The sequence below is a fragment of the Sphingobacterium anhuiense genome (assembly GCF_042686355.1).
GTDB classification, from domain to species: domain Bacteria; phylum Bacteroidota; class Bacteroidia; order Sphingobacteriales; family Sphingobacteriaceae; genus Sphingobacterium; species Sphingobacterium anhuiense.
In genome coordinates this window covers 25414-51770 of sequence record NZ_JBHUPE010000004.1, presented here as the reverse complement: position 1 = coordinate 51770, position 26357 = coordinate 25414, and the positions used below count along the sequence as shown (strand labels likewise).

General features: G+C 36.1%; 24 protein-coding genes. 14 read left to right on the top strand and 10 right to left on the bottom strand.

The window, feature by feature from the left end; all coding sequences use genetic code 11:
- Positions 1-2 precede the first annotated feature (2 nt).
- Genes ACFS6I_RS05875 through ACFS6I_RS05860 form a run of 4 tightly spaced genes read right to left on the bottom strand, consistent with a single transcriptional unit; the run spans position 3 to position 3512 of the window.
- Entirely contained in the window at positions 3-1517 is a 1515-nt protein-coding gene (locus ACFS6I_RS05875) for a polyamine aminopropyltransferase (protein ID WP_380918783.1), read from the bottom strand.
- Positions 1510-1728 (bottom strand): DUF350 domain-containing protein, encoded by a 219-nt coding sequence (locus ACFS6I_RS05870; RefSeq protein WP_108160091.1) that lies wholly within the window; start codon positions 1726-1728, stop codon positions 1510-1512. Before ACFS6I_RS05870 ends, ACFS6I_RS05875 begins: the two co-directional genes overlap by 8 nt.
- A gap of 14 nt (positions 1729-1742) precedes the next feature.
- A complete protein-coding gene (locus tag ACFS6I_RS05865) occupies positions 1743-3149 on the bottom strand; it encodes a hypothetical protein (RefSeq protein WP_380918781.1) in 1407 nt (468 codons plus the stop codon).
- A 3-nt stretch (positions 3150-3152) separates the two neighbouring features.
- Positions 3153-3512: an S-adenosylmethionine decarboxylase family protein gene (locus tag ACFS6I_RS05860; protein WP_132773049.1), complete on the bottom strand. Its 360-nt coding sequence runs from the start codon at positions 3510-3512 to the stop codon at positions 3153-3155.
- Positions 3513-3775: 263 nt separating this feature from the next.
- On the opposite strand from ACFS6I_RS05860, the gene ACFS6I_RS05855 reads away from it, so the two are divergent.
- Positions 3776-4735, top strand: coding sequence for a helix-turn-helix transcriptional regulator (locus tag ACFS6I_RS05855; RefSeq protein WP_021189896.1), 960 nt, complete (start codon positions 3776-3778; stop codon positions 4733-4735).
- Between the two features lie 7 nt (positions 4736-4742).
- Here the strand turns inward: ACFS6I_RS05855 and ACFS6I_RS05850 are convergent, their stop codons facing one another.
- Genes ACFS6I_RS05850 through ACFS6I_RS05840 form a run of 3 tightly spaced genes read right to left on the bottom strand, consistent with a single transcriptional unit; the run spans position 4743 to position 8470 of the window.
- Entirely contained in the window at positions 4743-6572 is a 1830-nt protein-coding gene (locus ACFS6I_RS05850) for a heme ABC transporter ATP-binding protein (protein WP_380918778.1), read from the bottom strand.
- Positions 6573-6575: 3 nt separating this feature from the next.
- Positions 6576-7610: a FecCD family ABC transporter permease gene (locus ACFS6I_RS05845; protein WP_132842274.1), complete on the bottom strand. Its 1035-nt coding sequence runs from the start codon at positions 7608-7610 to the stop codon at positions 6576-6578.
- 8 nt (positions 7611-7618) lie between these two features.
- Positions 7619-8470: a heme/hemin ABC transporter substrate-binding protein gene (locus tag ACFS6I_RS05840; RefSeq protein WP_380918776.1), complete on the bottom strand. Its 852-nt coding sequence runs from the start codon at positions 8468-8470 to the stop codon at positions 7619-7621.
- Positions 8471-8760: 290 nt separating this feature from the next.
- Between ACFS6I_RS05840 and ACFS6I_RS05835 the strand changes: the two genes are divergently transcribed.
- The 6 genes from ACFS6I_RS05835 to ACFS6I_RS05810 all read left to right on the top strand — a co-directional run bounded on the left by ACFS6I_RS05835 (position 8761) and on the right by ACFS6I_RS05810 (position 16425).
- The gene (locus ACFS6I_RS05835) at positions 8761-11130 is read left to right on the top strand and encodes a TonB-dependent receptor (RefSeq protein ID WP_380918774.1); all 2370 of its coding nucleotides are present in this window, start codon (positions 8761-8763) and stop codon (positions 11128-11130) included.
- Between the two features lie 4 nt (positions 11131-11134).
- Entirely contained in the window at positions 11135-11854 is a 720-nt protein-coding gene (locus tag ACFS6I_RS05830) for an HmuY family protein (protein ID WP_208698614.1), read from the top strand.
- Positions 11855-11872: 18 nt separating this feature from the next.
- Positions 11873-12433, top strand: coding sequence for a biliverdin-producing heme oxygenase (locus ACFS6I_RS05825; RefSeq protein WP_380918772.1), 561 nt, complete (start codon positions 11873-11875; stop codon positions 12431-12433).
- Between the two features lie 18 nt (positions 12434-12451).
- Positions 12452-13543, top strand: coding sequence for a hypothetical protein (locus ACFS6I_RS05820; protein WP_380918770.1), 1092 nt, complete (start codon positions 12452-12454; stop codon positions 13541-13543).
- Positions 13544-13967: 424 nt separating this feature from the next.
- Positions 13968-15260: a branched-chain amino acid transport system II carrier protein gene (gene brnQ, locus ACFS6I_RS05815; protein ID WP_380918768.1), complete on the top strand. Its 1293-nt coding sequence runs from the start codon at positions 13968-13970 to the stop codon at positions 15258-15260.
- A 448-nt stretch (positions 15261-15708) separates the two neighbouring features.
- Positions 15709-16425 carry a superoxide dismutase gene (locus ACFS6I_RS05810; RefSeq protein ID WP_380918766.1) on the top strand — a complete coding sequence of 239 codons (717 nt, stop codon included), beginning with the start codon at positions 15709-15711 and terminating at the stop codon, positions 16423-16425.
- 79 nt (positions 16426-16504) lie between these two features.
- Here the strand turns inward: ACFS6I_RS05810 and ACFS6I_RS05805 are convergent, their stop codons facing one another.
- Positions 16505-16903 carry an SRPBCC family protein gene (locus ACFS6I_RS05805; protein WP_132773065.1) on the bottom strand — a complete coding sequence of 133 codons (399 nt, stop codon included), beginning with the start codon at positions 16901-16903 and terminating at the stop codon, positions 16505-16507.
- Between the two features lie 19 nt (positions 16904-16922).
- Complete coding sequence (pyrE, locus tag ACFS6I_RS05800) at positions 16923-17570, bottom strand: orotate phosphoribosyltransferase (RefSeq protein WP_021190349.1); 648 nt, start codon at positions 17568-17570, stop codon at positions 16923-16925.
- 22 nt (positions 17571-17592) lie between these two features.
- Between pyrE and ACFS6I_RS05795 the strand changes: the two genes are divergently transcribed.
- The 7 genes from ACFS6I_RS05795 (at position 17593) to gap (ending at position 23481) form a co-directional block, all read left to right on the top strand.
- Entirely contained in the window at positions 17593-18180 is a 588-nt protein-coding gene (locus ACFS6I_RS05795) for an NUDIX domain-containing protein (protein ID WP_380918764.1), read from the top strand.
- Positions 18181-18231: 51 nt separating this feature from the next.
- A complete protein-coding gene (locus ACFS6I_RS05790) occupies positions 18232-18948 on the top strand; it encodes a 3-ketoacyl-ACP reductase (RefSeq protein ID WP_380918762.1) in 717 nt (238 codons plus the stop codon).
- 53 nt (positions 18949-19001) lie between these two features.
- Entirely contained in the window at positions 19002-20066 is a 1065-nt protein-coding gene (locus ACFS6I_RS05785) for an NADH:flavin oxidoreductase/NADH oxidase (protein WP_380918760.1), read from the top strand.
- 6 nt (positions 20067-20072) lie between these two features.
- A complete protein-coding gene (gloA2, locus tag ACFS6I_RS05780; protein WP_380918758.1) occupies positions 20073-20465 on the top strand; it encodes an SMU1112c/YaeR family gloxylase I-like metalloprotein in 393 nt (130 codons plus the stop codon).
- A gap of 215 nt (positions 20466-20680) precedes the next feature.
- Entirely contained in the window at positions 20681-21766 is a 1086-nt protein-coding gene (locus ACFS6I_RS05775) for an AI-2E family transporter (protein ID WP_380918756.1), read from the top strand.
- A 98-nt stretch (positions 21767-21864) separates the two neighbouring features.
- Complete coding sequence (locus ACFS6I_RS05770) at positions 21865-22473, top strand: TlpA family protein disulfide reductase (protein ID WP_380918754.1); 609 nt, start codon at positions 21865-21867, stop codon at positions 22471-22473.
- Positions 22474-22482: 9 nt separating this feature from the next.
- A complete protein-coding gene (gap, locus tag ACFS6I_RS05765) occupies positions 22483-23481 on the top strand; it encodes a type I glyceraldehyde-3-phosphate dehydrogenase (protein ID WP_380918752.1) in 999 nt (332 codons plus the stop codon).
- 82 nt (positions 23482-23563) lie between these two features.
- Here gap and ACFS6I_RS05760 read toward each other — a convergent pair whose 3' ends face one another.
- Positions 23564-26170 (bottom strand): TonB-dependent receptor domain-containing protein, encoded by a 2607-nt coding sequence (locus ACFS6I_RS05760; protein WP_380918750.1) that lies wholly within the window; start codon positions 26168-26170, stop codon positions 23564-23566.
- Positions 26171-26357: the final 187 nt, after the last annotated feature.

Below are 26357 nucleotides of genomic sequence, written 5' to 3'. Positions count from 1 at the left end.
CTTTATATTTTACTCCACTCCTCATCAAAATACCGTACTAAAATCTGATTATCTAAACGATTTATTTCCACATCTACAGCTTTCATATCACTTGGAAAATCGGTCATCTTCTGAAGATTATAATCATAATACTTCAAATTTGGAACACGCTGGTTTACGCGATTAAAATTGACTCTCATATCGGGTGAGAAGAGGTTAAATCCCCATTCGCCAAAAGAAGGAACATAAGTATGATAGGCCAAATTATTCGGAAAAACAGATGCGATAGTCTCATAAATGCACCAATAAGATTTTGGTGCAAAATATGGAGATGTTGTTTGAACAGCAACAATACACTGAGGCTCCATTAGTGGATATAGGCTTTTGTAAAAATTGTTTGTATAGAGTTTTCCCAAACTATAATTAGATGGATCAGGAAAATCGATAATCATCACATCAAATTTATCTTTTGCTTCTTTCACCCAAAGAAACGCATCCCTATTTATAACCTCAACATGAGAATTGTTCAATGCATTAGCATTATGCTTTCTCAACAGTTCATTTGTCTGGAACAATTTTGTCATTCCCTCATCCAGATCAACAAGCACTACTTTTTCTACAGAAGAATATTTTAAAATTTCTCTTACTGCAAGCCCGTCACCCCCTCCTAAAACAAGTACTTTCTTTGGACTTTTAGCAATAGACATCGCTGGGTGGACCAACGTTTCATGATATCGATATTCGTCCTTTGTATTGAATTGTAGATTATTATTTAAGAACAGCTGATATTCTCCTTTTGCCTCAGTCAGTACAATACGTTGATATGGTGTAGAGTGTTTATAAATAACATTGGTACTGTATAGCTGATTCTCGGAATATTTTAACAGTTCATTTGAGTAAAAAAACAAACTAATCAAAATAATAAAGCATACAAGTGACTTTATTTTAAGAATAATTGGATTTTTAAGTTGTTTACTCAGATAAAAAGAGAGAAATATGCCAACAGTAACATTGATAATTCCAAAAAATAATGATGTCCCCATTACCCCAAGTTTCGGAATGAGTAATATTGGAAATAATACAGAGGCAATAAGAGCACCGATATAATCAAAAGTGAAGACATTAGAAACCAAGTCTCTAAAGTTGACACGATCTTTTAAAATATTCATTAACAGCGGTATTTCCATTCCGCTAAGACATCCTGTTAAAAAAACAAAAAGATATAAGATCAACTGGAAGTGTTCAACTTGTTGAAATAACAGAAATAAAATAACAGAACTAGTTCCACCAATTATTCCAATCAACAACTCGATATCTATAAATCGGTCTAAAAGATTTTTAACAATATACTTAGCAAAAAACGAACCCACGCCCATCGCAAAAAGATAGGTCCCAATAATAAATGAAAATTGTTTTACAGAATCTCCTAACAAATAACTAGCTAATGCACCTGCAACCAGCTCATAAATAAGACCACATGTAGCAATTATGAAAACAGATATCAGCAGAAATATGGGCAGATTCTTTTTTTTATCCATGAATAGCTGCCGCAATAATAATCGATATACCTAGAATGAATGCAGCAAAAACAATCGCTAATGCAATATTTTTGTTTTTAACGATTTCTTGCCATGATTTTTCAGGTGTTAACCTCTCTATAACCCAATAAGCAAATATAAAAACGACAATTCCGATTATAGAATAGACAATGGATGCCGCTATTCCTTTGTAAAAGATTTCATAATTCATATGACTATATATTTTTATTTGTGACTAGAACCATAATCCGAATATGTTGGTCGATAATAATGATACCGAGATCCGGTATATGTATTATCTTCCACTGTATTTACTTGATAAGATGTTGTACAAGTTTTGATATATTTATTATAGTACTGTAAGCCTAAAGATAATCCAAACAAGATCACGAACCAGGATCCAAAGCCTTTATAATTCAATACCGTTAAATAATTAATTTCTTTATTGACAAACATAAGGCTATCTTTTCCAAGTCCTAACAATGAATTTCTTATCCACAAGACCAACAATACGAGCAAAACATAAGTAATAATTAAGCCCCAGTAATCTACACCACCAAAAGTAATCTTGTAGTCTTCATTTAGATATACTGAAGCAGCATTCTTATTAGTTGAGTAGGTTTCAAATACCATGTGATATGTGCCGGGCTCTACTTTGCAAAAACTCACCGAAATACCGCAAGCATGATTAACTTCATTATAATGATGTTGCAAAAGTGCTGTTTCCTGTATTTGGTTGGTAAGTTCATTAACCAACTTGATCCGAAGATGCACATTTGGAACATTAACATCTGAAATTCCTTGAAAAGTTAATTTTTGTGGTTCACTGCCATTTACACTAAAAGACTCCCCAATGTACTCATTATTCAATTTTGAGGAAGTAAATTTTTGATCAAATTGATAGTAATACTCCTGAATATTAGACCTGTTAATTAAAAAGAATCCTAATCCGATTAAGATAACAAAACCAATGGTCAATATATTGAGGATCGTACTCGTTTTTTTCTTCCGGCTTAGGTATTCATTATAATATTCAAAGGTTTGAAAATAATCTTCTTGATTTTGATATGTTCCACTATAGTACTCGTTCACGTTATCAATTATTTCATGCGATACGAAACGATCTTCATTGATACTATTGATATAAGTATTAGCTTGAGATCTTGCATCAAGATCTTCAAAGACAAACCCTTCCGCGTACACTACCTTTAAAGTATCCTGATATTTTAAAATATAGGTCCTTGTCTGTAATTTAAGCCGATCTTCCTTTACTGATTTTATTTCTGGCAGTCCAACTGAATGTAGAATAGCTGCATAATCAGGTCCATCACTCCAATAAATTTCGTTGTTTTTGGAATTGAGACCTACATATTCATTACTATACTCGCCATCTAGATTAACCCGTTGTATTTTGGTAATAACCACATAATCGTTTTTCTTTTCTCCAATCCGTTCCCCTAAGCTAGTCCATAAAATATATTCAGGCTTCGGAAAGACTTTGACAAAAGTCCAATTTGTATGATCTTCACCTTTATAATAACTTCCGCAATTAGAACATACGAAACCCTTATAATCAACCACTTCAACATCAAAACCATGTTTAAAATTACATTTCGAGCAAATGATAAGCATAAACTATCGATTAACAATGGTTTCATTCAATACTGACGCATCAAAATAATGCTTAAAAACCTCCCCTAGCTCAAGTACTTTCTTCGTATTATCCTTGAGATAATTACATAGATAAATATCTAGTGTAAGCTGTGAAAACTCAGGCCATGTATGGATACAGATATGTGATTCCATCAAACATATAGCTACTGTGAAACCTTTACTGTCAAATTCATGAGATGAGATTCCGACAATTTTCAGACCATGATCATTTATTTGATGTATTGTAAAATCTAAAAAATTCGACATATCGGTTAATAGATTAATATCATTCACCTGAAGTGTTAACAATTGATGGGTTCCTGGCTTATACTGTTCGTTCATTTCTAAAAATGGTTCTCGGCTATGGCCGCAAATATATACATTTTTTTAATTTAAAAGATATTAAAATAGAGTAGATTAACCAACTTATTGCCCGATATGACACTTAGATTCATTGGCTATACGCTAATTATCTTATTCATAAACATCTGTTTGCATTTCAATCAACCTGTTTTTTTAAATAGAATAATTGCTCGTCATTTAAAGGTCTCATTTCAATAAATTAATTTAGATCTATTACAAATAATGTATATTTGTAATAAGGTATGATTATAAAGGCAAAGATAAAACAACATAATGAATGGCTATTTTGGGAAGAACTTCCTGAGATCAGCTCCATCAATACCATTTTATCCGAAAAGCATATTGCAATCAATAAAAGCCCGATAAACATCAGCACCTATCAGATCTTAAGTAGAGGTTTATTTGTGCTCTGTGCAGATATGCGTGTTTCAGCTCCCGTAGATATTATCTCGGAGATAGAAGGCGAAGCTGTCGTGAGCCAATTTATCCTCAGTAAATCAGAATCTGCGCATGGATTTACTTTCAGTAAACATAACATACGTTACATTCCTTCTCTTTACGAAGAGCATCCGATTCAGAGCAATCAGGACTTTCTGTATTTTATGGTCATCATGACACCTGAACTCTATCAGAATATGATCAGCATACATACGCCACTTCATTTGGAATTCAAAGAGAAGATGAAGGAAAAGAAAGTGATTTCCATTGTCGAAGAAGATCTTTTTGTTACCACAGAAATGAAGGGGATCATTGATAGTATTCGTACCACGACAAATAAAAATGAATTGAAGCAGATATTTGTCAATGCGCGCATTCTCGAACTCATCATGCTTCAGTTTGAACAGTTCAGTTTCATAAGTGATAAACTTACGGATCTTTTAAAGATCGAAGATGTTCAAAAACTGGAAGAGGCACAGCGGATACTTCGCAATAATTTTGTCAATCCGCCAACACACAAGCAATTATCAAAATTAGTACTATTGAATGAGTTTAAACTTCGCAATGGCTTTAAACAACATTTTGGCACTACCATTTACAACTACATCACACGTATCCGAATGGAGGAGGCAAAACGTCTGATTTTAAATGAAAACAAAAACATGTATGAGGTGAGTACGATCGTGGGTTTTAAACATCAGGCTAGCTTTACACATGCATTTAAAAAATATTACGGCTTACTCCCTTCAGAAATAAGCCGTTAATTTACTTTTATACCTTTTGGCCTTGCAATAGCGAACGCCATAATTCTAATTCAGGAATACCCGGTTTTCGTTTCCCAAAAAGTTGAACAATTAGATTTCCCTGCTTGTCGTAAACTTCCAATGCGTTTACATCACCATCAGTAGAAGGTTTTCTAACCTGCCATATTTGGTCAATCGCATCCATATTAAGATGTAGATTAAACTGTGGATCTAGTACATTAAACCAATTCTCCATCGTTACAAGCTTCGTGATCAATCCCGAATGTATCTGAATACAACCTTTATTGCTAACAAAAACCATGACAGGAACGTCCTGTTCTGAAGCCTGGTTTAAGATTTCTGTAAATCGCTCTAATGGCAATTGCTCTGCGAAACCAGAAGGTGCTAAACGTAATGCCTGTGTCCGCTGTAAGCTATATTTACGTAAAATACCAAAGAATTCGTGGCTATCATTCATATTCAGCCAATCTGACTGAAAACTATCGACATCAATCTCCGTATCTGGAATGGAGATATCGCTTAAAACTGCGGGAATATTGATTGTAAAATACGTCTGGTCTGCAGCACGATAAGAATTTACAAGTTCTTCATAAACAGCAATCGGATTAGAGTCTTTGGTCAAATAAACTTTATGAACAGCTAATCCCGCTGCATCAAAGAACTGGATACTCAAAAGATCTTTAACTTTTACAGCAAATGCATAGGCCCAATTCTGAATAAAAACGCGTAAGTCTATGTCATCATTATGAAATAGTGCCACATGCCCCTCATTGGAAGGTGTGGGATATGTTCCTTTTCTTTCATGAACACATGCATCATTGCGTGTCAAAGCCATAACATGCCCTAAGCGCGGTAATTCCTGCAGAATAGCCCACATATCATCCTTAAGTAAGACAACATCATCTGATAATTGTGTCAATAGAAGCTGTACTTCACTTACCTGTAGTGCTTTTGCACAGTCGTAAATCCTTGCCTTAGGATTATCTTTTTTATAATTTTCGTACTTTTCTTTTAATTCCATCGCCAGTTCATGTTTATAATTTGAATTAAATTTTGCTGCCGAATAATGTACTGTACAGGTTTGTACAGACGGTGTCAGCGTAGCCATATCAGTACTCACTTTTGTTTGTACACCAAATATAGCATATATATTTTCAGGCTTGAGCACTTCAATAGGAGCTCCCTCCCACCATTTCCTGCCCGATTTGAGCATCAGTACACGATCCGCATACTGTGCGACAAGATTCAGTTCATGTAATATGGCAACAACACTAAATCCAACAGCAGTCAAAGCTTTCGCAATGGCTAGTGTTTGATGTTGAAATTGGATATCCATACTCGCAACAGGCTCATCTAATAATAACAAAACGTCTTTCTGATCCCACACCTGTGCCAATACCCTCGCAAAATGAACACGTTGCTGCTCTCCACCGGACAATTGCTGTATTTTTCTATCTCCCAGATGTTCGACTTCACAGATGCGCATACACTCTGCTATAGCCACGTTATGTTGCTCCTGAGATGCTTTCAAATGATAGCGTCCCATACGAACGACCTCCTCGACTGTAAACGCCATAGCCATACCATTGGACTGATGTAGGAAAGCTCTCGCATAAGCAAGTTCTTTCAATGAGTAAGAACGAAGTGGTTTGCCCTTAAACAATATTTCTCCCTTTGCAGGTTTCAGATCGGAAGCCAGCATACGTAACAAAGATGTTTTTCCGGCTCCATTTGCCCCTACAATTGCGTAAAATTCGCCTTTTTGAATAGAGATATCAATATCCCTTAAAATGGGACGCCCTTTGATTTCGTATGATAGTGATTGTACTTGTAGCATAAACTAGATTTTATTCTTGTCTCTGATCAGGATAAATAAGAAAACTGGAGTACCCAATAATGCTGTAATAACCCCAATAGGAAGTTCCAATGGCTGAATAATTAAGCGCGAAAGCAGATCAGCAAGTGTGAGGACCAATGCTCCGGCAATACTTGATGCCACGAGCACGTAACGATTATCAACTCCACCAATCAACCGGATAGCATGCGGCACTAATAAACCCACGAAGCTGATAACTCCGGAAAATGCAACAGCTGCGCCTACTGCCAATGTTGAAAACAAAATAACAACAATTTTCAACCGGCTTGTATTGACCCCCATCATTTCAGCTTGAGATTCTCCTAGAGCAAATACATTCAATTGTTTCGCAAAAAGAGGTAGAATAACTAAAGAAATCAAGACACAGGGATATAGTACTTTAATATTTTCCCATGATGCTCCCGCTAAACTGCCCAATGACCAAAAGGTGATGGAACGTAATTGTTGTTCAGTTGCTAAATAACTTAATAATCCTGTTAAGGCTCCTGCAAATGCATTCATAGCAACACCCGCTAAAAGCATGGTTGCAATATGAGATTTCCCATTGTTCATGGATATACGATAAACAATAAGCACTGTCAATGTTGCTCCTAAAAACGCTGCAAATGCCAGAACGTAATAACCAAGGCTTGCAGAAATCATAGGAAGTAACAAGCCTTCGAAAGAGATAACGAGTGCGGCAAAGAAAGAAGCACCTGAAGAAATTCCCATTAAACCAGGTTCCGCTAATGGATTTCGAAATATACCTTGGATAGCTGCTCCACTGATTCCTAAAGCTGCACCAACTGCTATTCCCATTAGAATTCTAGGCAATCGTATTTGCTCCAAGACATTCACAGTCAGCTCATCTATACCTGATGAAGCTTTAAGACCTATCTTATGTAACAGTATAGAGCAAACATCCCAAAAGGAAACCGAAATCGATCCCATCCCTAATGAAAATATGACTACGATAATAAGTAATATGCTGAGTAGCGTGTAAATTAAGGTATTTTTCATTACAGCAACTATTTTCCAAATAATTTTTCGTGCAACTGCTGTATCGCCTGTGGTAAACGCATACTGAAACCATTTAACAAGGATGCATCCATAGCAATTACTCTTTTATTTTTACCTGCTGTAGTTAAGTTAACACCTGGTAACTTCAAAATAGCTTCTTTTCCTCCTAAACTGGACATCCCAAAATCAAATAACAAAATAACTTCCGGATTGGCTTGAACTAAGGCTTCTGTATTATATGTTTTGTATCCCGTAAAACCTTTCATCACATTTTGAGCACCGGCTAACTTGATTACCGCATCAACAGCAGTTCCTGAACCAGATACACTCATTGCTCCTGCCCCACGTGCATATACAAACATCATTTTAGTTGCTTTACTCGACTTCCCTTTCGCAATTGCAGACTTTAGATCTTTCGATAATTGATCTGCAACCTGATTTCCCTTTGTAGTAACATTTAGAGCTTGTCCTACTTTGCGAACCAATCCTGTTAATCCTGCCTCAGAAAATTCCTGTTTAAACAAAACACATGAAATACTCAAGGTCTTAAATTGCGCCAATACAGCCGCACTGACCTCTCCTTCAAAACCTAGTACAATATCTGGCCGAAATGAAGCAATTCCTTCAGCCGTAATTGATCTGTTTTTGCTCACTTTGGGAATCTCTTTCACATAACTTGGATAATCGCTTGTCACATCAACAGCCACTAGATTAGCACCTAGCCCTAATGCATCAACAATTTCCGTCAAACTTCCACTTAAGGAAACAATTCTTTTTGGCGTGTTGCCCTGTGCTATAGCTACTGTATAGCTAGACCATAAAATGATGATAAGCGCAAAATTATTTAATATTTTCTTCATATAATTTGTTCATTTATGAAGAACAAAAATGGGCTTATTTAAACTAATTACAAATAAAGAGTTCTGTTTGCAATACGCTTACACTAATACACAAGAATAGATATAAACAACTTAAATACTCTGGTTAACAATAAATTAACCAAACAGCAGGGATCATTATGTCATTTAAATAATATCATATTGCACAAAAATTAATACGCTTTGCACAAATCAAAATACACAATGCATAAATAAACTTTGGCATTTTATGGAGATACTTGCATTATTATTTAGAATTATTACAAATAACTTTGAAGACAACACACTATCTATGCCTGCTATTTAGTTTTCTTTTTCTGATCGGGAAAAGCAATTCAGTGCTTGCACAACAGAATGCGCAATTTCAGGGGCTTATTGTGGATGAATTACAAAGACCGTTGGCAGATGTTAGTATTTTAATCGAACCAGACCGATCTACGACAAAAACAGATAATCGGGGAAATTTCATAGTCAAAAAATTATATGCCGGAACATATACTTATACTTTAAGTGCAATTGGATATGAAACCTTAACTGGCTCCATTGAGTTGATCGCAAAAGACAAGCAGTTACATCGCTTCCAGCTTCATAAATCGAATCAAGTTTTAGATGAAGCATTGGTTACGCAAGAGATTCAAAACCGTCCAACATTAATTGATCCTAAGAACTCCGCTATGCCGGTTACTATTATCGACAGGAAGGCAATTGAACTTATGGGGAGTAGACGTTTGGACGAGGTCTTAAAAGAACAGACAGGTATTGCTATTGTTAACAATACTGCTGGCGGTAACCGTTCTGTAGGTGTGCAGCTTCAGGGATTCTCTAGTGAATACGTCATGATCCTCATTGACGGACAGCCGATGCTCGGCAGAAGTTCCGGTAACTTTGACTTATCACGTATTTCGGTAACAAATATAGAACGTATAGAGATTATCAAAGGGGCTTCTTCTTGTCTTTATGGGAGTGATGCACTGGGAGGAGCGATCAATATCATCACCCGTTTAGGGAAAGTAACTCCTCAAATGCATGCAAATATTAACTATGGAAGCTTCAACGTATTGGATGCAACTTTAGAAGGTGAGACTTCCTTTAATAAAAATAGAGGAACAGCTTTACTATCTACGAATTACTACCGTACGGATGGTTTTAATACAAACAAAAAATTTCAGTCAAGCGGAACCACAGTCCCACCCTACCAAACTTTTTCCATCCAGGGAAAAGTAAGACATCAATTGAAAGATAATCAGCATTTCATTGGCGCTTCAGGGCGTTATAACTATCGCCAATCCGATATGCACCGTGGTTACGGACAAGATTTCAGCACGCTAGATCAACAAAAAGAGACTGACATCAATGCTTCATTGTTCTACGATAGCCGTTGGAATGAACGCTGGAAATCGCTTTCTACCTATTACGTATCGCATTATCAATCCGATAATAAAGTAACAGCACAGCAAAACAATGCCAATTTAGCTTCAGACAATTTCACACAGATGGTCCATCGTCTGGAACAACAATTTGCTTATCAGTCAGAAGGCTTAAATGTGACTATGGGACTAGGTGGCGCTATAGAAGCTATGGATCTTGCTGAAAATTTTGACAACAAAAATCAGAAGAACTTCTTTTTATATACCCAAGCGAATAAAACAATCGGAGAAAAAACCACTGTTGTTGCAGGATTGCGCTATGACCAGACAGACAATTACGGAGGGCGATTAAACCCAAGTTTAGGTGTGACCTATCAATTACTGCCTCAGCTTGCTTTGAAAACAGGTATAGGAACTGGATTTAAAGCTCCTGACTTCAAGACCCGTTATCAAGTGTTTTACAACCCTGCTGCCAATTACTACGTTATCGGCAATGAAGTTTTAAACAGTACTCTGGATGAAATGGATGCCGCAGGACAAATTTCTGAACGTCGCAATTACATCATCAATCAACTTGATGGTAACTTAAAAGCCGAGCACAACACCTCAATCAATGCAGGTTTGACCTGGAAGCCGTTAACGAATACAACAGTAGAAGTCAATGTATTTCGTCATCAGCTTAAAAATCAAATCAATAGTATACAGGTTGCTACAGGTATGCAAAACATGGCGATTTATTCGTATCAAAATTTACCAAAGTCAGTCAATAAAGGATTTGACATATCTTTCTCTACTCGGGTGTTAGAAAAAATCACAATCAATGCAGGCTATCAATACCTGATTGCGAAAGATATGAGTGTTGTTGACAGTATAGAGCAAGGGAATTGGCCATTTAATACCTTAAGAGATCCAAAGACCGGAGAGACATTTACGCCAACATCAAAAGACTACTGGGGCTTAGAAAACAGATCAAGACATCAATTCAACATAGGTGCAATTTATCAAGCTCCTTGGAATCTGACAATAAATGCACGTGCTAACTACAGAGGGAAGTATGCATTTTCAGATGCAAATGGCAATCATTTTATTGATCGTTTTGACACATTTGTCAATCAGCATATTCTCTATAATGCAACTATTGAAAAAAAGTTTGACAAACTTCCTTTAACTGTCCGGGTGACTGGAGAAAACCTCGGAAACTATATTAATTATTTAATTCCAGGCCAAATTGGTCGAAGTGTATCCTTTGGCCTATCCTACAGATTAATAAAGTAAAAAGATGAAATTATCCATAAAAATACTCTTTTATAGTTGCATAGCAACAGTGTTTACTTCATGTTTTAAACCCAACATTGAGCCAGACATCTTAGCCGACGGAAAAAGTACGATCATAAAAGATCTTGCTGGTGATGTAAATGCTTATGTCGGAGCTGGTGTCGGTGGCGGAAACCCCAAAGAAACAAGAGACTTTTATACTTTCCTATTTCGGTTTTCAGATCAAAACCAGACTTGGTTAAAAAATCATACCGATTCGGTAACGAACTTTGCAAAAACAGATTGGGATCTTGCCTTTACAGGACAATACAATGGAACACTTTTTATAAATGATGGAACGATGGAAAATAATCCCGCTTACGGAAATCCATCAAGACACCGCGTTGTACTGATTAAAAAGCCATATGACCAAGTCGATTCAGCTCCTGAAGATATTGAATTTGAAAACTCAAAAATAAATGCATTCGGTATTATTATGGATGCCGAGTCGTCAGGCTGGTATGATTATAATATACAGCGTCATCTGGTACAGGCCATGCCTGACCGCACCTATGTCATCCGTTTAAGTAATGGGAAATATGTCAAGCTACAAATGATCAGTGTATATCAGGGTATTCACAATTTTACGCCGATTACTGACCTTTACTGGCCTGCCCCCTACTTTACTTTCCGATATTTCATACAAGAAGATGGAACAAAAAATTTAAAAACGAGTAATTTATAAAATTAATAAGCAAATATCATGTTAAACTTAAAAATCAAAGAAGCCACAAAAAATGGCCATCAAGAGTTAGAAAAAAATGTTATTTTTAAATTGAAGGCTATTGAAAATAACTTAGATTATGCAGACGTATTGAAATATTTCTATGCTTATTTTAATGCTGCGGAAGGAAACATTGAAGCGGCATTACCAGCGAGCTTAGCGTCTTACTATGCCACACGCAGAAATGCATCACATGTTGCCAAAGATATCATTGAACTAGGTGGTCGTTTAGAAAACTTACCTGAAGTTGTGTTACCAACGATCAGCACAAAAAACCAAGCTATCGGTGCTCTTTATGTACTAGAGGGATCTATCATGGGCGGGCCACATATTGTCAAAATGCTTCAACATAGAGGTATCAATTCGGGATTTAACTTTTTTAATGGTTATGGTGACCAATCAATGGAAAAATGGGCGGAGTTTACTGCAATAATCAATGCAGAAGTTGCCGAAAATGACGAGCAAGAAGCTATCGATGCTGCATTAGCGACATTTGAAGCATTTACCAATACATTTAATTCAAAAGCAGTTATCTCGTAATTTTAAATCCGTGTAATCATGAAATCATCACACAAATTAAAAAGTATCCTGTGTGTTAGTGCTATTGCACTGACCTCTTTTCAATTTACAGCTTGTAAAAAAGATAAAGTTGAAGATCCAATAGAAGAAGAAGTTTTCAAAACTGAAGGACTTAATGTTGCTGTACCAAGTGGTAAAACCATATTTTACGACTTAAAGAAACAAGAAGATGCGACAGAAAGCTCTTATACTTTTAAACTTTCAGGCATGTACGGGTCTCGTTTAGATTTGGGAAACCAAGGCTATCAAATGGGATATTTTGACTTGAAAAATACGAGTATCAAAGATATTAAATTGACCAATACAGCAGACTTTAACCAATTGGATGTTAAAGAAACTAATTTTTTAACTATAGATGCATCCACTGCAGGAGAACCGGCAAACGGTCCAACTTGGATTATTTATGACTATAAAAATAATCATGCTGTATACCCGACTGCAGATCGTTATATTGTATTCTACAAAAAAGCAGACATCACAAGTGGTGCACAAACTGAAGTCATCATTATGCAAGCAGATAAAGTAACAGCTAAAGATGGAAATGCACGATACCAATTAAAATCGGAATCGCATGATATCAATATCCTCAAAGAAAAAGAGGTAAAAACAGGTACTGTTGCTGTTGCTTCTGGGAAAACAGTATTTTATGATTTATTAAATGATAAAATTACTGAAACTGTCGAAACAAGTCTAGTAAATTTCTCAGGAACTTCCGGTACAACTCTTAAACCAAGTACAACAGCTTATAAATTTGGATATTTTGATTTAAAAGGAAAGGCTATTGAAGATATCAAAATCGCGAACTTAAAAGAACTTGATTTTAAAGAAGCAACATCATTAGGATTAGATGCCACAAGCATGAACGTACCAGTAACAGGTCCAACATGGATGGTGTACGCAGGTGCTCCAACACATGCTGTATACCCTACTGCTGATCGGTATGTAGTATTGTATAAAGGAACATCCTTATCTGAAAATCCAAATGAAGTCATCATCTTCAAAGCAAATGAACTCGTTACTGCAGGTAGAGATGTGACCTTTAAATTGAAAATAAAACAGTTCATAAAATAGACCTAAAAGTCAATTTTTATAATAGCATGAAGCATCTTGATTTGTATCAAGATGCTTTCTTATTTTTAGTACGATGTATGATATCTCCGTGGTATTCGATCTCTTTTTTGAAATCAATTGATTTCAGCATAATTTAGGAAAAATAAAAAAAATCTTAAATCTGATCATTTTACGCAACAACACAGACGTTCAAACTACTGCAAGCATATTGCTTACACTGCATTTTATTTCCCTATCCTAGTCAACAATATAAATAAGCTATTTAAAAACAGCGCTACTTATTTCTTGTTTAATTGGAAAGTCCTACTATATTTGCCGTTCGATAATACTATTTACATCTCAAAGATCTACAACGTGCAGACTATGAACACTCTTGTGTTGATAAGAAGCTCAGACCTGTTTGAAAGGACATAATTAACTATTGATGAAACAAATCAAAGATATTACGACACTAGGATTCGCCTTATTTGCTATGTTTTTTGGAGCTGGAAACTTACTGCTTCCTCCATTTATTGGATTAAATGCAGCAGATCAATGGGACTGGGCAATAGTAGGTTTTGGACTTACAGGTATTTTACTTCCTCTGTTAGGCGTCTTATCGATCATCAATTCAGGTGAATCATTCAAAGATTTAGGTAATCGAACTCATCCTTATATAGCCACCATCCTGGGTATTATCATCATGTTGGGTATAGGACCATTAATTGCTATTCCGAGAACAGCCGCAACTACTTTTGAAGTAGGTTTATTGCCTGCATTTCCAAACCTATCTCCCATCTGGGGTTCAATACTATTTTTTGCGGTTACTTTTATCCTTTCGATCCGCCCTTCCAAAGTCGTGAATGTAATTGGAAATTTTCTGACACCGTTACTTTTGATTTTATTGATCGGTATGATCATCATGGGAATTTTGTTTCCTTTATCACCGAATATCGCACACCAGATGGAATCCATGCAGGCCTTTAAGCTTGGTTTCATAGAAGGATACCAAACATTAGATGTGTTGGCTTCTGTCATTTTTAGCAGTATTATTATCGCTGCGGCAAAAGCCAAAGGATATGAAAAACTTAAAGATAAAAATAGAATCGTCACGAGTGCAGGATGTCTAGCTACATTTTGTTTATTATTGATCTACGGTGGCTTAGTTTTTTTAGGAGCAAAATCTGGATATCCCTTATCTCCAGATGTAAAACGGGCAGAATTACTCCTGTTTATTTCGCATAAAATCTTTGGAAGTTATGGGGTGCTTGCCATTTCAGTCAGTATTGCTTTAGCGTGCCTAACTACTGCAATAGCTTTAACTTGCGCTGTAGGTACATTTTTCAGTCAGCTGTTTAATAATCGAATTACCTACGAGTGGATTGTCATTATTTGTTGTCTCTTTTCGGCAGTACTTGCCATAACCGGAGTAGAGTATATTATTCAAATTGCTTATCCATTTTTAGCATTCATTTATCCAATTGTAATTACCCTGGTACTGTATGTACTTATCTTTGGTCGTTTGATTAAATCTAGACTACCCTACATTGGAGCTTTAGCAGGAACAACACTTGTTTCTACAATTTATCTCTTAGCAGGATTTGATATACATATAAAAGGAGCTGAAAATATATTAGCATCAATTCCTTTGGCGACATATGAACTGTGGTGGGTTATTCCTTCAATTGTTGGATTTTTATTGTTTTTGCTCTGGGATAAGTTAAAAGTAAGTCGCTAGATATAATATCCTAAAATGGGTTGTTGTCAAAGAGTATGATAACAACCTTTTCATAACCGCTATATACAAAACCAAATGTCCCGTCAGACCTATTACTGGGGCAAGATAAATGTGGCTATCCTCATGCATTTACAGCATCAGCAAGCAATTATAATTTCAAAATAAGAGCTTGTGTCATACCGCGGTATTTCGACTCGAAGTTCAAATCGTGTCCTAAGAAATTTGAGCCACGAAGTCAACATTAAGAGTTAATACTCCGCCACTTTTTATACTTATTTTAATTTTATTAATTTTAAAAGAAAATTACAGCTACAACAACATCTTAAAAAAAATAGCAAAAGTCATGGTTTAGTAACATTCTCGTTCTATTCTAAAATTTCCCGTGTTAAAGAATAATAAAACAAAAAAAACGCGTTATATTACTACCATTAACTTAATAAATAAAAGAATGCAAACACGTAGAAACTTCCTTCACAACACCGCTAAAGCAACCTTGGCTGTCGCAGTATCGGGCAGTGTTTTAACTAATTTAGCCCAAGCTGAACCTGCACATAATCAAGCCGCTCCTCTTTCTTTTAGTCAAATCAAACTTCCTTATACATATTCCGACCTTGAACCCAATATTGATGCCTTAACAATGGAAATCCATTATACGAAGCATCATACTGCATATATTAAAGCTATCAATGAGGCAATAGTGGCAGAAAATATTACCGAAACTTCTGAAGAGCAATTGTTGGCAAATATTTCTAAATATTCTGCTAAAGCACGCAATAACGCTGGCGGGGCTTGGAATCATAATTTTTTCTGGGAAAACCTATCTGGAAAACAAACGGGTCCTTCTGAAAAGGTGATGCAATTGATCATCTCATCTTTTGGATCGATGGACAAATTTAAAGAGCAGTTTGCAGCTGCGGCGACTACAAGATTTGGTTCAGGCTGGGCCTGGTTAATCTTGGACGATTCAGGTAAGCTAAAAATAACATCAACCGCTAATCAAGACAATCCATTAATGGATGTAGTCGATCAAAGAGGTATTCCTGTTTTAGCATTAGATGTATGGGAACATGCCTATTATTTACATTATCAGAATAAGAGAGCTGATTACATCAAAAACTGGTGGAATGTAGTGAATTGGAATAAAGTACACGAAAGACTTGCATAGTATATAAAATGAAAATGTCTTCCAAATTGGAAGACATTTCTTTATAGACTGAAAATTTATAGGATAAAATAGGGATAGATTATCCTAAAATCTCTTTCAATTTATTCACTTGAAAATCAGCTAATTTTTGAAGAGGTCCTGAAGCGATCATTTTCATCATCATATTCAAGTCAGCTTCAATCGTAAATGTTGCCACTGTTACGTTAGCCGACACTGTTGACAAAGTCCATTTTAATGTAACATCAAAAGGAGCCTTTTCAGATGGAACTAGTTTTATTTCTTGATCTTCTATCCTTTCGTCTACTTTCAGGGCCAACTTAGCCATATTCTGAATTGTAAAACGTGCCTCATCGGCAGTTGACGACCAATTATAAATATTCTCAGGCATCAATTGCTCATGATTATTTAAGTCTTTCAAAAAAGCATAAACCTCCTGAACCGACTTTTCAATTGTTACATTGTTCTGAATAGTTGTCATAAAAATTACTTTTTATAAATTAGACAATTGGTGACCAGGTTGAAGGATTTTTTCTCCAATCTTTTAATAACTCAACATCTTCTTCAAAAATAAAACCATTTTCTGCAGCCACTTGAATGAGTGAATTGTAATCACAAAGACTATGTAAAGTACATTTTGCATCAGCAAAATTCTTTGTTGCTTCATCCAGACCATATGTGAAAATAGATACTAGACCTACCACATTACATCCTGCCTCACGTAAAGCTTTTACCGCAATTAAACTACTTTTACCCGTTGAAACTAAATCTTCAACAACAACAACACGTTGACCGCTAACAATCTCACCTTCAATCATATTTTGACGACCGTGATCTTTAGCACTGCTTCTCACATAAGAAAATGGTAAGCCCAAATCTTGAGCAACTAGTACACCTTGTGGAATACCTGCAGTAGCTACACCAGAAATCATATCCACTGATCCAAATTCTTCTTGAATCAACTTTGAAAGCTTCTGACGAATGTACGTACGGATTGCTGGATACGATAAAGTAATACGATTATCACAATAAATTGGAGACTTCCAACCCGATGCCCAAGTAAAAGGGTTTTTAGGTTGCAATTTTATTGCTTTAATTTGCAATAAGGATTCGGCAACTTTTTGTTCAACCTCATTTAAATTATTCATGTCGCAAATTTATAAAATTTATATGAACCAATCTGTGCTAATTTTGGCAGATTTTGTTCCCACGGGCATTAAAAACCCTCAAACTATTGATGTTCAAGATATTGAACTTGAAAAACTTTTTAAATTATCTGAACAAAATGACATTCCTAAATCATTTTTATATATTCATAAAGACTGTGAATTGATTTTCCAGAAGTTAAAGGAAAAGAATAAAATCATAAAAGCAGCCGGAGGCTTAGTGAAAAATGGCGATGGCGACTATTTATTCATCTTTAGATTAGGCAAATGGGACCTTCCGAAAGGGAAAGTAGAAAGTCATGAAAAGATGAAAGAGGCTGCTGTAAGGGAAGTGGAAGAGGAATGTGGCCTAAAAATAGATTACCTCGGAAAGAAAATACAGACATCATATCATACTTATTATTTGAGAAATGGTGATTTTATCCTGAAACAAACCAATTGGTATGAAATGGGCGTTAATAAAATCCCTAAACTCATACCTCAAACTGAAGAGGATATCACCAAAGCGGAATGGTTAGATAAACATAGTTTGAAGCAGGTAAAACAAAATACCTATCTGATCATCGCAAATATTTTAGAGGAAAACTTATAATTATTAAATTTGATTGACATTAAACTGGAGTTGAATCAGTAATTTTAAAACATGGAAAATATAGCTGGGAAAAAAGCACTCGTCACTGGTGGTGCTCGTGGATTAGGAAAAGCGACTGCTATCGCACTAGCGAAAGAAGGTGTTCATGTGGCTATCACAGGTCGTAACGAAGAACTTCTAAAAACTACGTTAAAGGAATTGCAGGATATAGGCGTACAAGCTACTTATGAAGTTTTTGATGTTTCAGATTTAGCAACTGTGCAGGAAGCAATAGCAAAATTGAATGCTTCATTTGGTCAGTTTGACATTATCATCAACAATGCCGGAATTGCAGCCTTTGGATCTTTAGTGGATATGGATGCCGAAACTTGGACAAATATTATTAACACAAACGTATTGGGTAGTTACCACGTAACAAAAGCAGTACTTCCACAGTTGATTGAAAAAAATGAAGGTGACATTATTTTTGTTTCTTCTACCGCAGGGCTGAATGGAGCCGCAACGACTTCTGCTTATAGTGCATCAAAATTTGCCGTAATCGGTATGGCGGATTCGTTAATGCGCGAGGTCCGTAAACATAATATTCGCGTTTGCACGCTAATGCCAAGCACAATTGCTTCGGATATGTCCAAAGACCTCGGATTAACAGATGGAAATCCAGAATCAGTATTGCAACCTGAGGATTTTGCAGAATTGATTATTGCAAACTTAAAATTACCAAGAAGAGCGATGTTAAAATCTGCTTCGCTTTGGTCAACAAATCCATAATATAATTTAAAGGAGCATCATGCTCCTTTTTTATTTCATTTAAATCATTTTATATGAGCATTCTATTTTCAAGCCTTAGCCTAAAAAACATAAGTTTAAAAAACAGATTAGTCGTTTCTCCGATGTGCCAATATTCGGCTGTAGATGGTTTTGCCAATAACTGGCACCTTGTTCATTTGGGACAGTTTGCAATGGGAGGCGCCGCCGCCATTATTCAGGAAGCAACAGCTGTTTCGCCCGAAGGAAGAATCAGTGCCGGAGATCTAGGGATTTGGAAAGATGAACAAATCGAAAAATTAAAAGAAATAACGAAATTCATAAAAGAACAAAATTCAATACCTGGCATACAGTTAGCACATGCTGGACGCAAAGCAAGTTCAGGCAAACCTTGGGAAAATCATTATCAAATTGCACCGGATGCTGAAAACGGATGGCAAACAGTTGCACCTTCTGCTCTGGCATTCAGACCCGAGAAGGACATAGCCCCTCGTGCCATGACCTTAGATGATATCAAAAAAACAATTACCGATTTTCAGCTAGCTACGAAAAGAGCTGTCACCGCTGGCTATGACATTATCGAAATTCATGCCGCTCACGGATATCTAATCCATCAGTTTCTATCTCCCCTATCGAATGATAGAACTGATCAATATGGTGGCTCTCTAGACAACAGAATGCGATTTTTAAAAGAAATCATTGAGGCCGTTCAGCATGAACTTACAGCACAATCGTTATGGGTCCGTATTTCTGCGACAGACTGGGCTATTGATGGCTGGGATCTGGAACAGTCTATTACTCTTGCCCAAGAATTGAAACAATTAGGTGTAGAAGTAATTGATGTTTCTACTGGTGGAGCAGTTGCACATCAACAAATTAGTCCTACAAAAGATTACCAACTGCCTTTTGCTGCAACAATAAAGAAAGAAACAGATCTTATCACAGCAACTGTTGGGCTTATCAAAGAAGCGTCGCACGCTGAAGAAATCTTACAGGATAAAAAAGCAGACATCATCATGATAGCGCGTGCTTTTCTAAAAAACCCACATCTTCCACTCTATTTTGCAGAAACTTTAGGTGATCATATCGAATGGACAAATCAGTACGCCCGTGCTAAATAATCTGGTATGAAATTAAATTTACAACAAGTACATCATATTGCTATTATTTGTAGCGATTATGAAAAATCCAAAAAGTTCTACACCGAGTTACTAGGATTTACCATTAAACAGGAAGTGTATCGTGAAAACAGAAACTCGTACAAGTTAGACTTAGCCTTAAATGGCAATTATATCATTGAGCTATTTTCATTTCCAAATCCTCCAAAACGACCTTCAAGACCTGAGGCCGTAGGGCTGAGACATCTTGCATTTGGGGTACAGGACATCTCCAAAGAAGTCCAACTATTACAGCAGTCTGATATTTCAGTAGAGCCCATCCGGGTTGATGAACTTACAAATAAAAAATTTACATTTTTTGAAGATCCTGATGGATTACCCATTGAGCTTTATGAAATTTGATTTCAATAGCGCTTGCTGTACTTTAGTCCTACATTTTTTTATTTCATTCCGGAATTTTCTTAGTCCTACTTAATCAATTTCAAGTATAAAATAATTCTTGAAGGTAGCGCAGATATCGATAAATTTGTTTTATATTATGATACAATTAAATAAAACAAATTTATCTTAGTTTAGCTAAAAATTGCTTAGTATTTATTTATTCTGAGGACCCAGCCATGAAATACAAACAAATAAACAATAACTCCATTAACCAAATCATGTTGATTACGATCATACTTTTGATCTGTATATTAATATTTACGAATTTATCATACTATCTACCTGGCTTTTTAGGTGCAATAACACTTTATATATTATTTAGAAATATTTACCATATTCTCACTGAAAAGAAAAAGTGGGGTAAATCTATTTCAAGTATTTTCCTCATCAGTCTGTCTGTGATATTCATCGTGTTTCCATTATGGGGATTGATTAACTACCTAATTCCCCAATTAGAACAGCTTATTGTTAATCAAAAAGACTTACTGTCTAAATTTGATTCTGTAAAAGACTATATGCACAATAAGCCTGTATTAAAAAACATAGATTTATCCGATGGCGCAATTCTTAATTCTCTTCAAAAATTAGCCAAATACATACCCAATGTTTTAAATTCTGTCGCGGAAACTGTCGTCAATATCATCGTCGCTTTATTTGTACTTTATTTTATGCAGTATTATAGCAAAGAAATGGAGTCTACGATTCAGCATGCTATTCCTTTTTCGCAACAAAGTAAAAAAGAACTCTGGAACGAAATAAGCATGATGGTACGTTCAAATGCTATTGGTATTCCAATTCTTGGCATATGTCAGGGCGTTGTTGCCGGTATTGGTTATTGGATTTTTGGGGTTGACAGCCCTATTCTACTGGGAATAATAACGGCCGTTTCCACGATTATCCCGGTCTTGGGCACGATGACTGTTTACGTACCTACCGCAATTTATCTATTAGCTATTGGCTCGACAGGAAATGCCATTGGTCTGGCTTTATATGGATTTATATTAATTGGTGGTATTGACAATGTACTTCGTTTTACGATATTGCGTAAACTTGGCGATGTACCGCCACTGATTACGGTATTTGGCGTATTACTGGGGTTAAATCTTTTTGGTATGCTGGGGCTTATTTTTGGACCATTGATCATCTCATCAGTTCGTGTATTACTAAAAGTATACAACAATGAATATGGAAAGGGAAAACCTGAAATCATAGAATCAACCTCCTTCACAAATTATGACAATGATAATAATATCATAACTTAACATCAAATGATTATACACTACAGTGTCATTAATCAGCTTTTTTAAGGTTTAAATTCAATATTTTTTTTAGTTTTGATAGATAATTGATACCCATTAACATGAATAAAAAATTAATATTAGGCATAACAGGAGTTGTCACAGCGTCCTTGTTATTCTCTTGCAATTCAAATACTAAAACGCAAGAAGCGGCAAAAACAGAAGCACATGATGAGCATGATGGTCAAGACCATAGTGGGCATGATCATAGTGCACATACGGAAGCTCCTGCAGCTATGCAAAAAGAAGCGGCAAAAACACTTCCCGACTTCACTTTCTACCAATTAAGATCGGGTATTAAAGTTTCAAAATCAGATGTTTCCAAAGATAAAAACACTGTCTTTATCCTATTCGATCCAGGGTGTAGCCACTGTCAACAAGAAGCAACTGCTTTAGAAAAAAATAGAGAGCGCTTGAAAGATGTTAACATCTACTATGTTTCGATGAATGATCCTGCTTTAATATTAGGCTTCTTTGACAACTTCGCTCCAAAATTATCAAAAATGGAGAATGTTGAAGTTTTAGTAGACAAAGGCCAAGAGTTTATTCAAAAAATACATGTTCCTGAGCAATTCCCTGCAAATTATGTTTACGGTGCCGACGGTCAATTAAAAGCACAATGGGAAGGTGATAAAAATATAAATGAAGCTATAGCTGAATTTCATAAATAACAATCAGTTATGCATATTGCAATCAATGGGTTTGGACGTATTGGCCGTAATACACTGCGCAATATTTTCATTAGAGATGCTGAACATCTAGAAGTCATTGCGATCAATGATCTAACTGATACAAAGACATTAGCACATCTGTTCAAGTATGACTCTGTCCACGGTCCATTTTCTGGAACGGTTGACTTTGATGACAATCACCTCATCATCAATAACAAGCGTATTTTAGTCACGAATGAAAAGAATCCCGAAAATCTGCCATGGAGTACGCTTCACATTGATGTCGTTGTCGAGTCAACGGGTCATTTTACCAGTAAAGAGAAAGCAAACTTACATTTGATAGCGGGAGCAAAAAAAGTAATCATTTCTGCCCCCTCTTCAGATAAAGATATACCAACAATCGTATTGGGCATCAACGACAAGGATTTTGACTTAAATGTCCCTATTCTTTCCAATGCCTCTTGTACAACGAATAATGTTGCTCCTTTGGTCAAAATTTTAGATGAAAACTGGGGAATCAAAGACGGTTATATCACCACGGTGCATTCCATGACAGGTGATCAGAATCTGCATGATGCCCCCCACCGTGATCTTCGCCGCGCACGTGCTGCGTCATCTTCCATTATTCCAACGACAACTGGTGCAGCCAAGGCAATTACCAATGTTTTCACTCATTTAGAAGGAAAATTAGGCGGTGCTGGTATTCGTGTCCCTGTACTAAACGGTTCTTTAACAGATTTTACCTGTACGTTGACACATCAACCTACAGTAGCGGAGATCAATGCAAAATTTAAAGAAGCGGCAGAAGGTGAATTGAAAAATGTACTTTACTACACAGAAGACCCAATTGTATCTGTTGACATCATCAACAATCCATATTCTTGTGTCTTTGATTCAGAACTTACCTCAATTGTAGGAGGTCTGGTAAAAGTTGTGGGCTGGTATGATAATGAGTTTGGATACTCAAATCGACTTGTTGATCTTCTTGATAAAATCAGTAAGCTATAAAAGACGATATCACATGCTATTCAAGATAAAAAGGGCCTCCATGGGGGCCCTTTTAACATAAACTATAAGCAAACTAAACATTTTAAAATTTATACGTCAATGTTGTCATGAAACTTCTTGGAGGAATTGGATTCACACTGTAGTTTTCATGGATATAATAATTGAAAGCATTATTAACATTAGACATTTTAGCTAAAATGCTCCATTTTTTATATGTATAACCAGCAGAGATATCTACTGTTGTGAATGGGCTAACAGTAATTAAACGGTCAACACCATCTCTCACATTGATTTTTGTATTATTCCAGCCTGCATTTCTTCTTCCAGTGTAAAATGCAGAAACACCAAATTTCAGACCTTTAGCACCACCATTTTGCAAAGTATAGAAAATAGTTCCATTGGCTGTATGTGCTGTTGTTCCCACCAGACGTACATCTTCCTGATTACCAGAAACCTCGGTAACTTTAGAGCTACCGTTGACAACAGTCGTGATCTTTGTGATCGGACTTGTCTCCGTGTAGCGCATGTAGTTGTACGAGTATCCGGCCAAGATATCTAGTCCTGGTAAGATAGAACCAGTTACATCTACTTCAACACCATCTGAAGATGTTTTACCAGAAAACTCTTTCATGTTTGTATCACCATTATCAGTGCCATCAGGTTTCACCAATAATTGCTGTGCAAAGCGATTGTTATTGATTCTGTAAACCGATGCATTCAGGGTTAAACGACCATTGAAGAAATCATTTTTAACACCTGCTTCGTACTGATCAATCGTTGAAGGCCCCATTGGCTTATAATCAACATCATAACCAGCGTTTGATGTAAAGTTATTCGCATAAGTTACATAAATACTAGAACTCTTAATCGGTTGATAAATCAAACCAAATTTTGGCGACCATGCCTGATCAACTTTAGCACCCAGTTCATTTTTGTTTGCATCTAAGTTTTTTACTTCCTCTGTTTCACCAGTTGCATAGGTGTATTTATCTGCATATGGTGTTCTTTGGTAAGTATAACGTAAGCCCGCTAAAACTTTGAATTTTTCCGAAACTTCAATTAAATCTTGAAAAAATACACCATAACGGTAAATATTAGTCGTTGTTCTCGTCAAATACTCTGCACCAGGCATATCTGTTCTTACCCCTGTTTTCATTACTGCAGGAACTGGAACTTTAGGATCTGCTAAATTATTTTGGAAATGACCAGGAATAAACGTGTATTCCGTAGCTCCAATATCAAAAATATTGATATTATCGTATACAGTACCCGGTGTTATAATAGGCAATCCATTTTTATCATAGGTAACCGTACGTATATTCAATGCATTATCGATACTATAGGCATATGCTTTTGTATTAGACTGATCAGCATCAGCTCCGATTAAGATCTTATGCTTGATAGCACCTGTTTTTACCGTTCCGGTTAAATTCAACTGCTGATTGAAAGTAAGTTCATCCGATTTTGAACGTGTTAAGCTACGTGGAGCAATACCTTGTGCATTTGCTTGAACCCTATCCGATCCATAGTAATCACGCCCATAACTTTGGTAACTCGCAATGGCATTTAACTTCCAGTTATCATTAAACTGATGATTTAAGTTAATTTGTCCATTTGTCGTATTGGTTTTATTATAAGCCCATAAAGTATTCACAAATGTGTTACGCCCAACATTCTTATTCAATTTACCGTCTACCGATCCAATACCAAAATCTGGTGTGTAATCACTTTTTAGGTAATCGAACATAAAGTTGATATCCGTACGATCATTGATCTTGTATAAAACGGAAGGATTTACATACAATCTTTTTGAGTCTACATGATCTCTAAAACTTCCAGATTTTTCATAAGTACTGATTACACGGAAAGCAACCTTATCTGAAACAGGGCCGTACACATCAACCGTTGGTTTGTAAAAATCATAACTTCCCACACGGAATGAAGCTTCACCTCCATATTCAAATTTAGGTTTCTTAGTTACTAAGTTCACGACAGCACCCCCCGTTACACCACCATACAATAATGCTGCACTACCTTTCAATATTTCTACCGACTCTAATGTACTCGCTTCGATCGATCCACCATTATTCGTACGGGCACCGTTCTTAAAGATGTTATTCGCACCAAGGCTATATCCACGTGCATAAAAATTCTCATTCACACCTCCTCTATTTGCGCCCATAGCGATACCATTGGCATTTTTCAAGGCATCACTTAAGCGATTAACCTGTTGATCACGGATCACCTGCTCATTAATGATCTGAACGCTTTGAGGTAAGTCTTTATCGATAATGCCAGCTTTTCCAACATTGACTGTTTGATTATTATGAGAATTATAGCCTCGGATATCTACTACATCCAATTTCGAATCACGGCTTTCTCCAACCAAATTAATAGGTTGAGAAGAACCGTTCACCACTTTTATCTTCTCTTCGTCAATAACATTACCTAAACTTTTAACAATTATGGTATAAGTTCCATCAGGTAAAGTTGAAAATGAAAACGATCCATTACGATCTGTTGCAGTAGAGGTCCCCAATTCTTTAACTGTAACCGTAGCCGCTTCGATTGGAGCACCAGATTTGCTTTTTAGTTTCCCATGAATTCCATGATGTTGTGCAACCCCCTCAAGTTGTACACCCCCAACTAATCCTAAGCTTAAAACTAAGCCGAGAAATGACTTTTTCATATGTGTATGAATAATTAGATTAATTTTATTTTGGATGCAAACTTACAATCTTTTTTTGATTCTATTTAGATTTATTTTAAATAAAAGGAGTTAGTTCAAAAACAACTATAACTACCTATAAAACAACACATTAAATTGCTTGTAAAATAATTTCAATTATATTTTATAGCGAATGTTACTAAAATTG

Coding starts and splice junctions, on each gene's coding strand:
- ACFS6I_RS05820 (WP_380918770.1), top strand. CDS start 12,452: ATGAAATCATCACACAAATTAAAAAGTATCCTGTGTGTTAGTGCTATT.
- ACFS6I_RS05865 (WP_380918781.1), bottom strand. CDS start 3,149: ATGCTTATCATTTGCTCGAAATGTAATTTTAAACATGGTTTTGATGTT.
- ACFS6I_RS05860 (WP_132773049.1), bottom strand. CDS start 3,512: ATGAACGAACAGTATAAGCCAGGAACCCATCAATTGTTAACACTTCAG.
- ACFS6I_RS05840 (WP_380918776.1), bottom strand. CDS start 8,470: ATGAAGAAAATATTAAATAATTTTGCGCTTATCATCATTTTATGGTCT.
- gap (WP_380918752.1), top strand. CDS start 22,483: ATGCATATTGCAATCAATGGGTTTGGACGTATTGGCCGTAATACACTG.
- gloA2 (WP_380918758.1), top strand. CDS start 20,073: ATGAAATTAAATTTACAACAAGTACATCATATTGCTATTATTTGTAGC.
- ACFS6I_RS05855 (WP_021189896.1), top strand. CDS start 3,776: ATGATTATAAAGGCAAAGATAAAACAACATAATGAATGGCTATTTTGG.
- ACFS6I_RS05830 (WP_208698614.1), top strand. CDS start 11,135: ATGAAATTATCCATAAAAATACTCTTTTATAGTTGCATAGCAACAGTG.
- brnQ (WP_380918768.1), top strand. CDS start 13,968: ATGAAACAAATCAAAGATATTACGACACTAGGATTCGCCTTATTTGCT.
- ACFS6I_RS05790 (WP_380918762.1), top strand. CDS start 18,232: ATGGAAAATATAGCTGGGAAAAAAGCACTCGTCACTGGTGGTGCTCGT.
- ACFS6I_RS05875 (WP_380918783.1), bottom strand. CDS start 1,517: ATGGATAAAAAAAAGAATCTGCCCATATTTCTGCTGATATCTGTTTTC.
- ACFS6I_RS05850 (WP_380918778.1), bottom strand. CDS start 6,572: ATGCTACAAGTACAATCACTATCATACGAAATCAAAGGGCGTCCCATT.
- ACFS6I_RS05775 (WP_380918756.1), top strand. CDS start 20,681: ATGAAATACAAACAAATAAACAATAACTCCATTAACCAAATCATGTTG.
- ACFS6I_RS05845 (WP_132842274.1), bottom strand. CDS start 7,610: ATGAAAAATACCTTAATTTACACGCTACTCAGCATATTACTTATTATC.
- ACFS6I_RS05795 (WP_380918764.1), top strand. CDS start 17,593: ATGAACCAATCTGTGCTAATTTTGGCAGATTTTGTTCCCACGGGCATT.
- ACFS6I_RS05825 (WP_380918772.1), top strand. CDS start 11,873: ATGTTAAACTTAAAAATCAAAGAAGCCACAAAAAATGGCCATCAAGAG.
- ACFS6I_RS05810 (WP_380918766.1), top strand. CDS start 15,709: ATGCAAACACGTAGAAACTTCCTTCACAACACCGCTAAAGCAACCTTG.
- ACFS6I_RS05805 (WP_132773065.1), bottom strand. CDS start 16,903: ATGACAACTATTCAGAACAATGTAACAATTGAAAAGTCGGTTCAGGAG.
- ACFS6I_RS05870 (WP_108160091.1), bottom strand. CDS start 1,728: ATGAATTATGAAATCTTTTACAAAGGAATAGCGGCATCCATTGTCTAT.
- ACFS6I_RS05785 (WP_380918760.1), top strand. CDS start 19,002: ATGAGCATTCTATTTTCAAGCCTTAGCCTAAAAAACATAAGTTTAAAA.
- ACFS6I_RS05770 (WP_380918754.1), top strand. CDS start 21,865: ATGAATAAAAAATTAATATTAGGCATAACAGGAGTTGTCACAGCGTCC.
- ACFS6I_RS05760 (WP_380918750.1), bottom strand. CDS start 26,170: ATGAAAAAGTCATTTCTCGGCTTAGTTTTAAGCTTAGGATTAGTTGGG.
- pyrE (WP_021190349.1), bottom strand. CDS start 17,570: ATGAATAATTTAAATGAGGTTGAACAAAAAGTTGCCGAATCCTTATTG.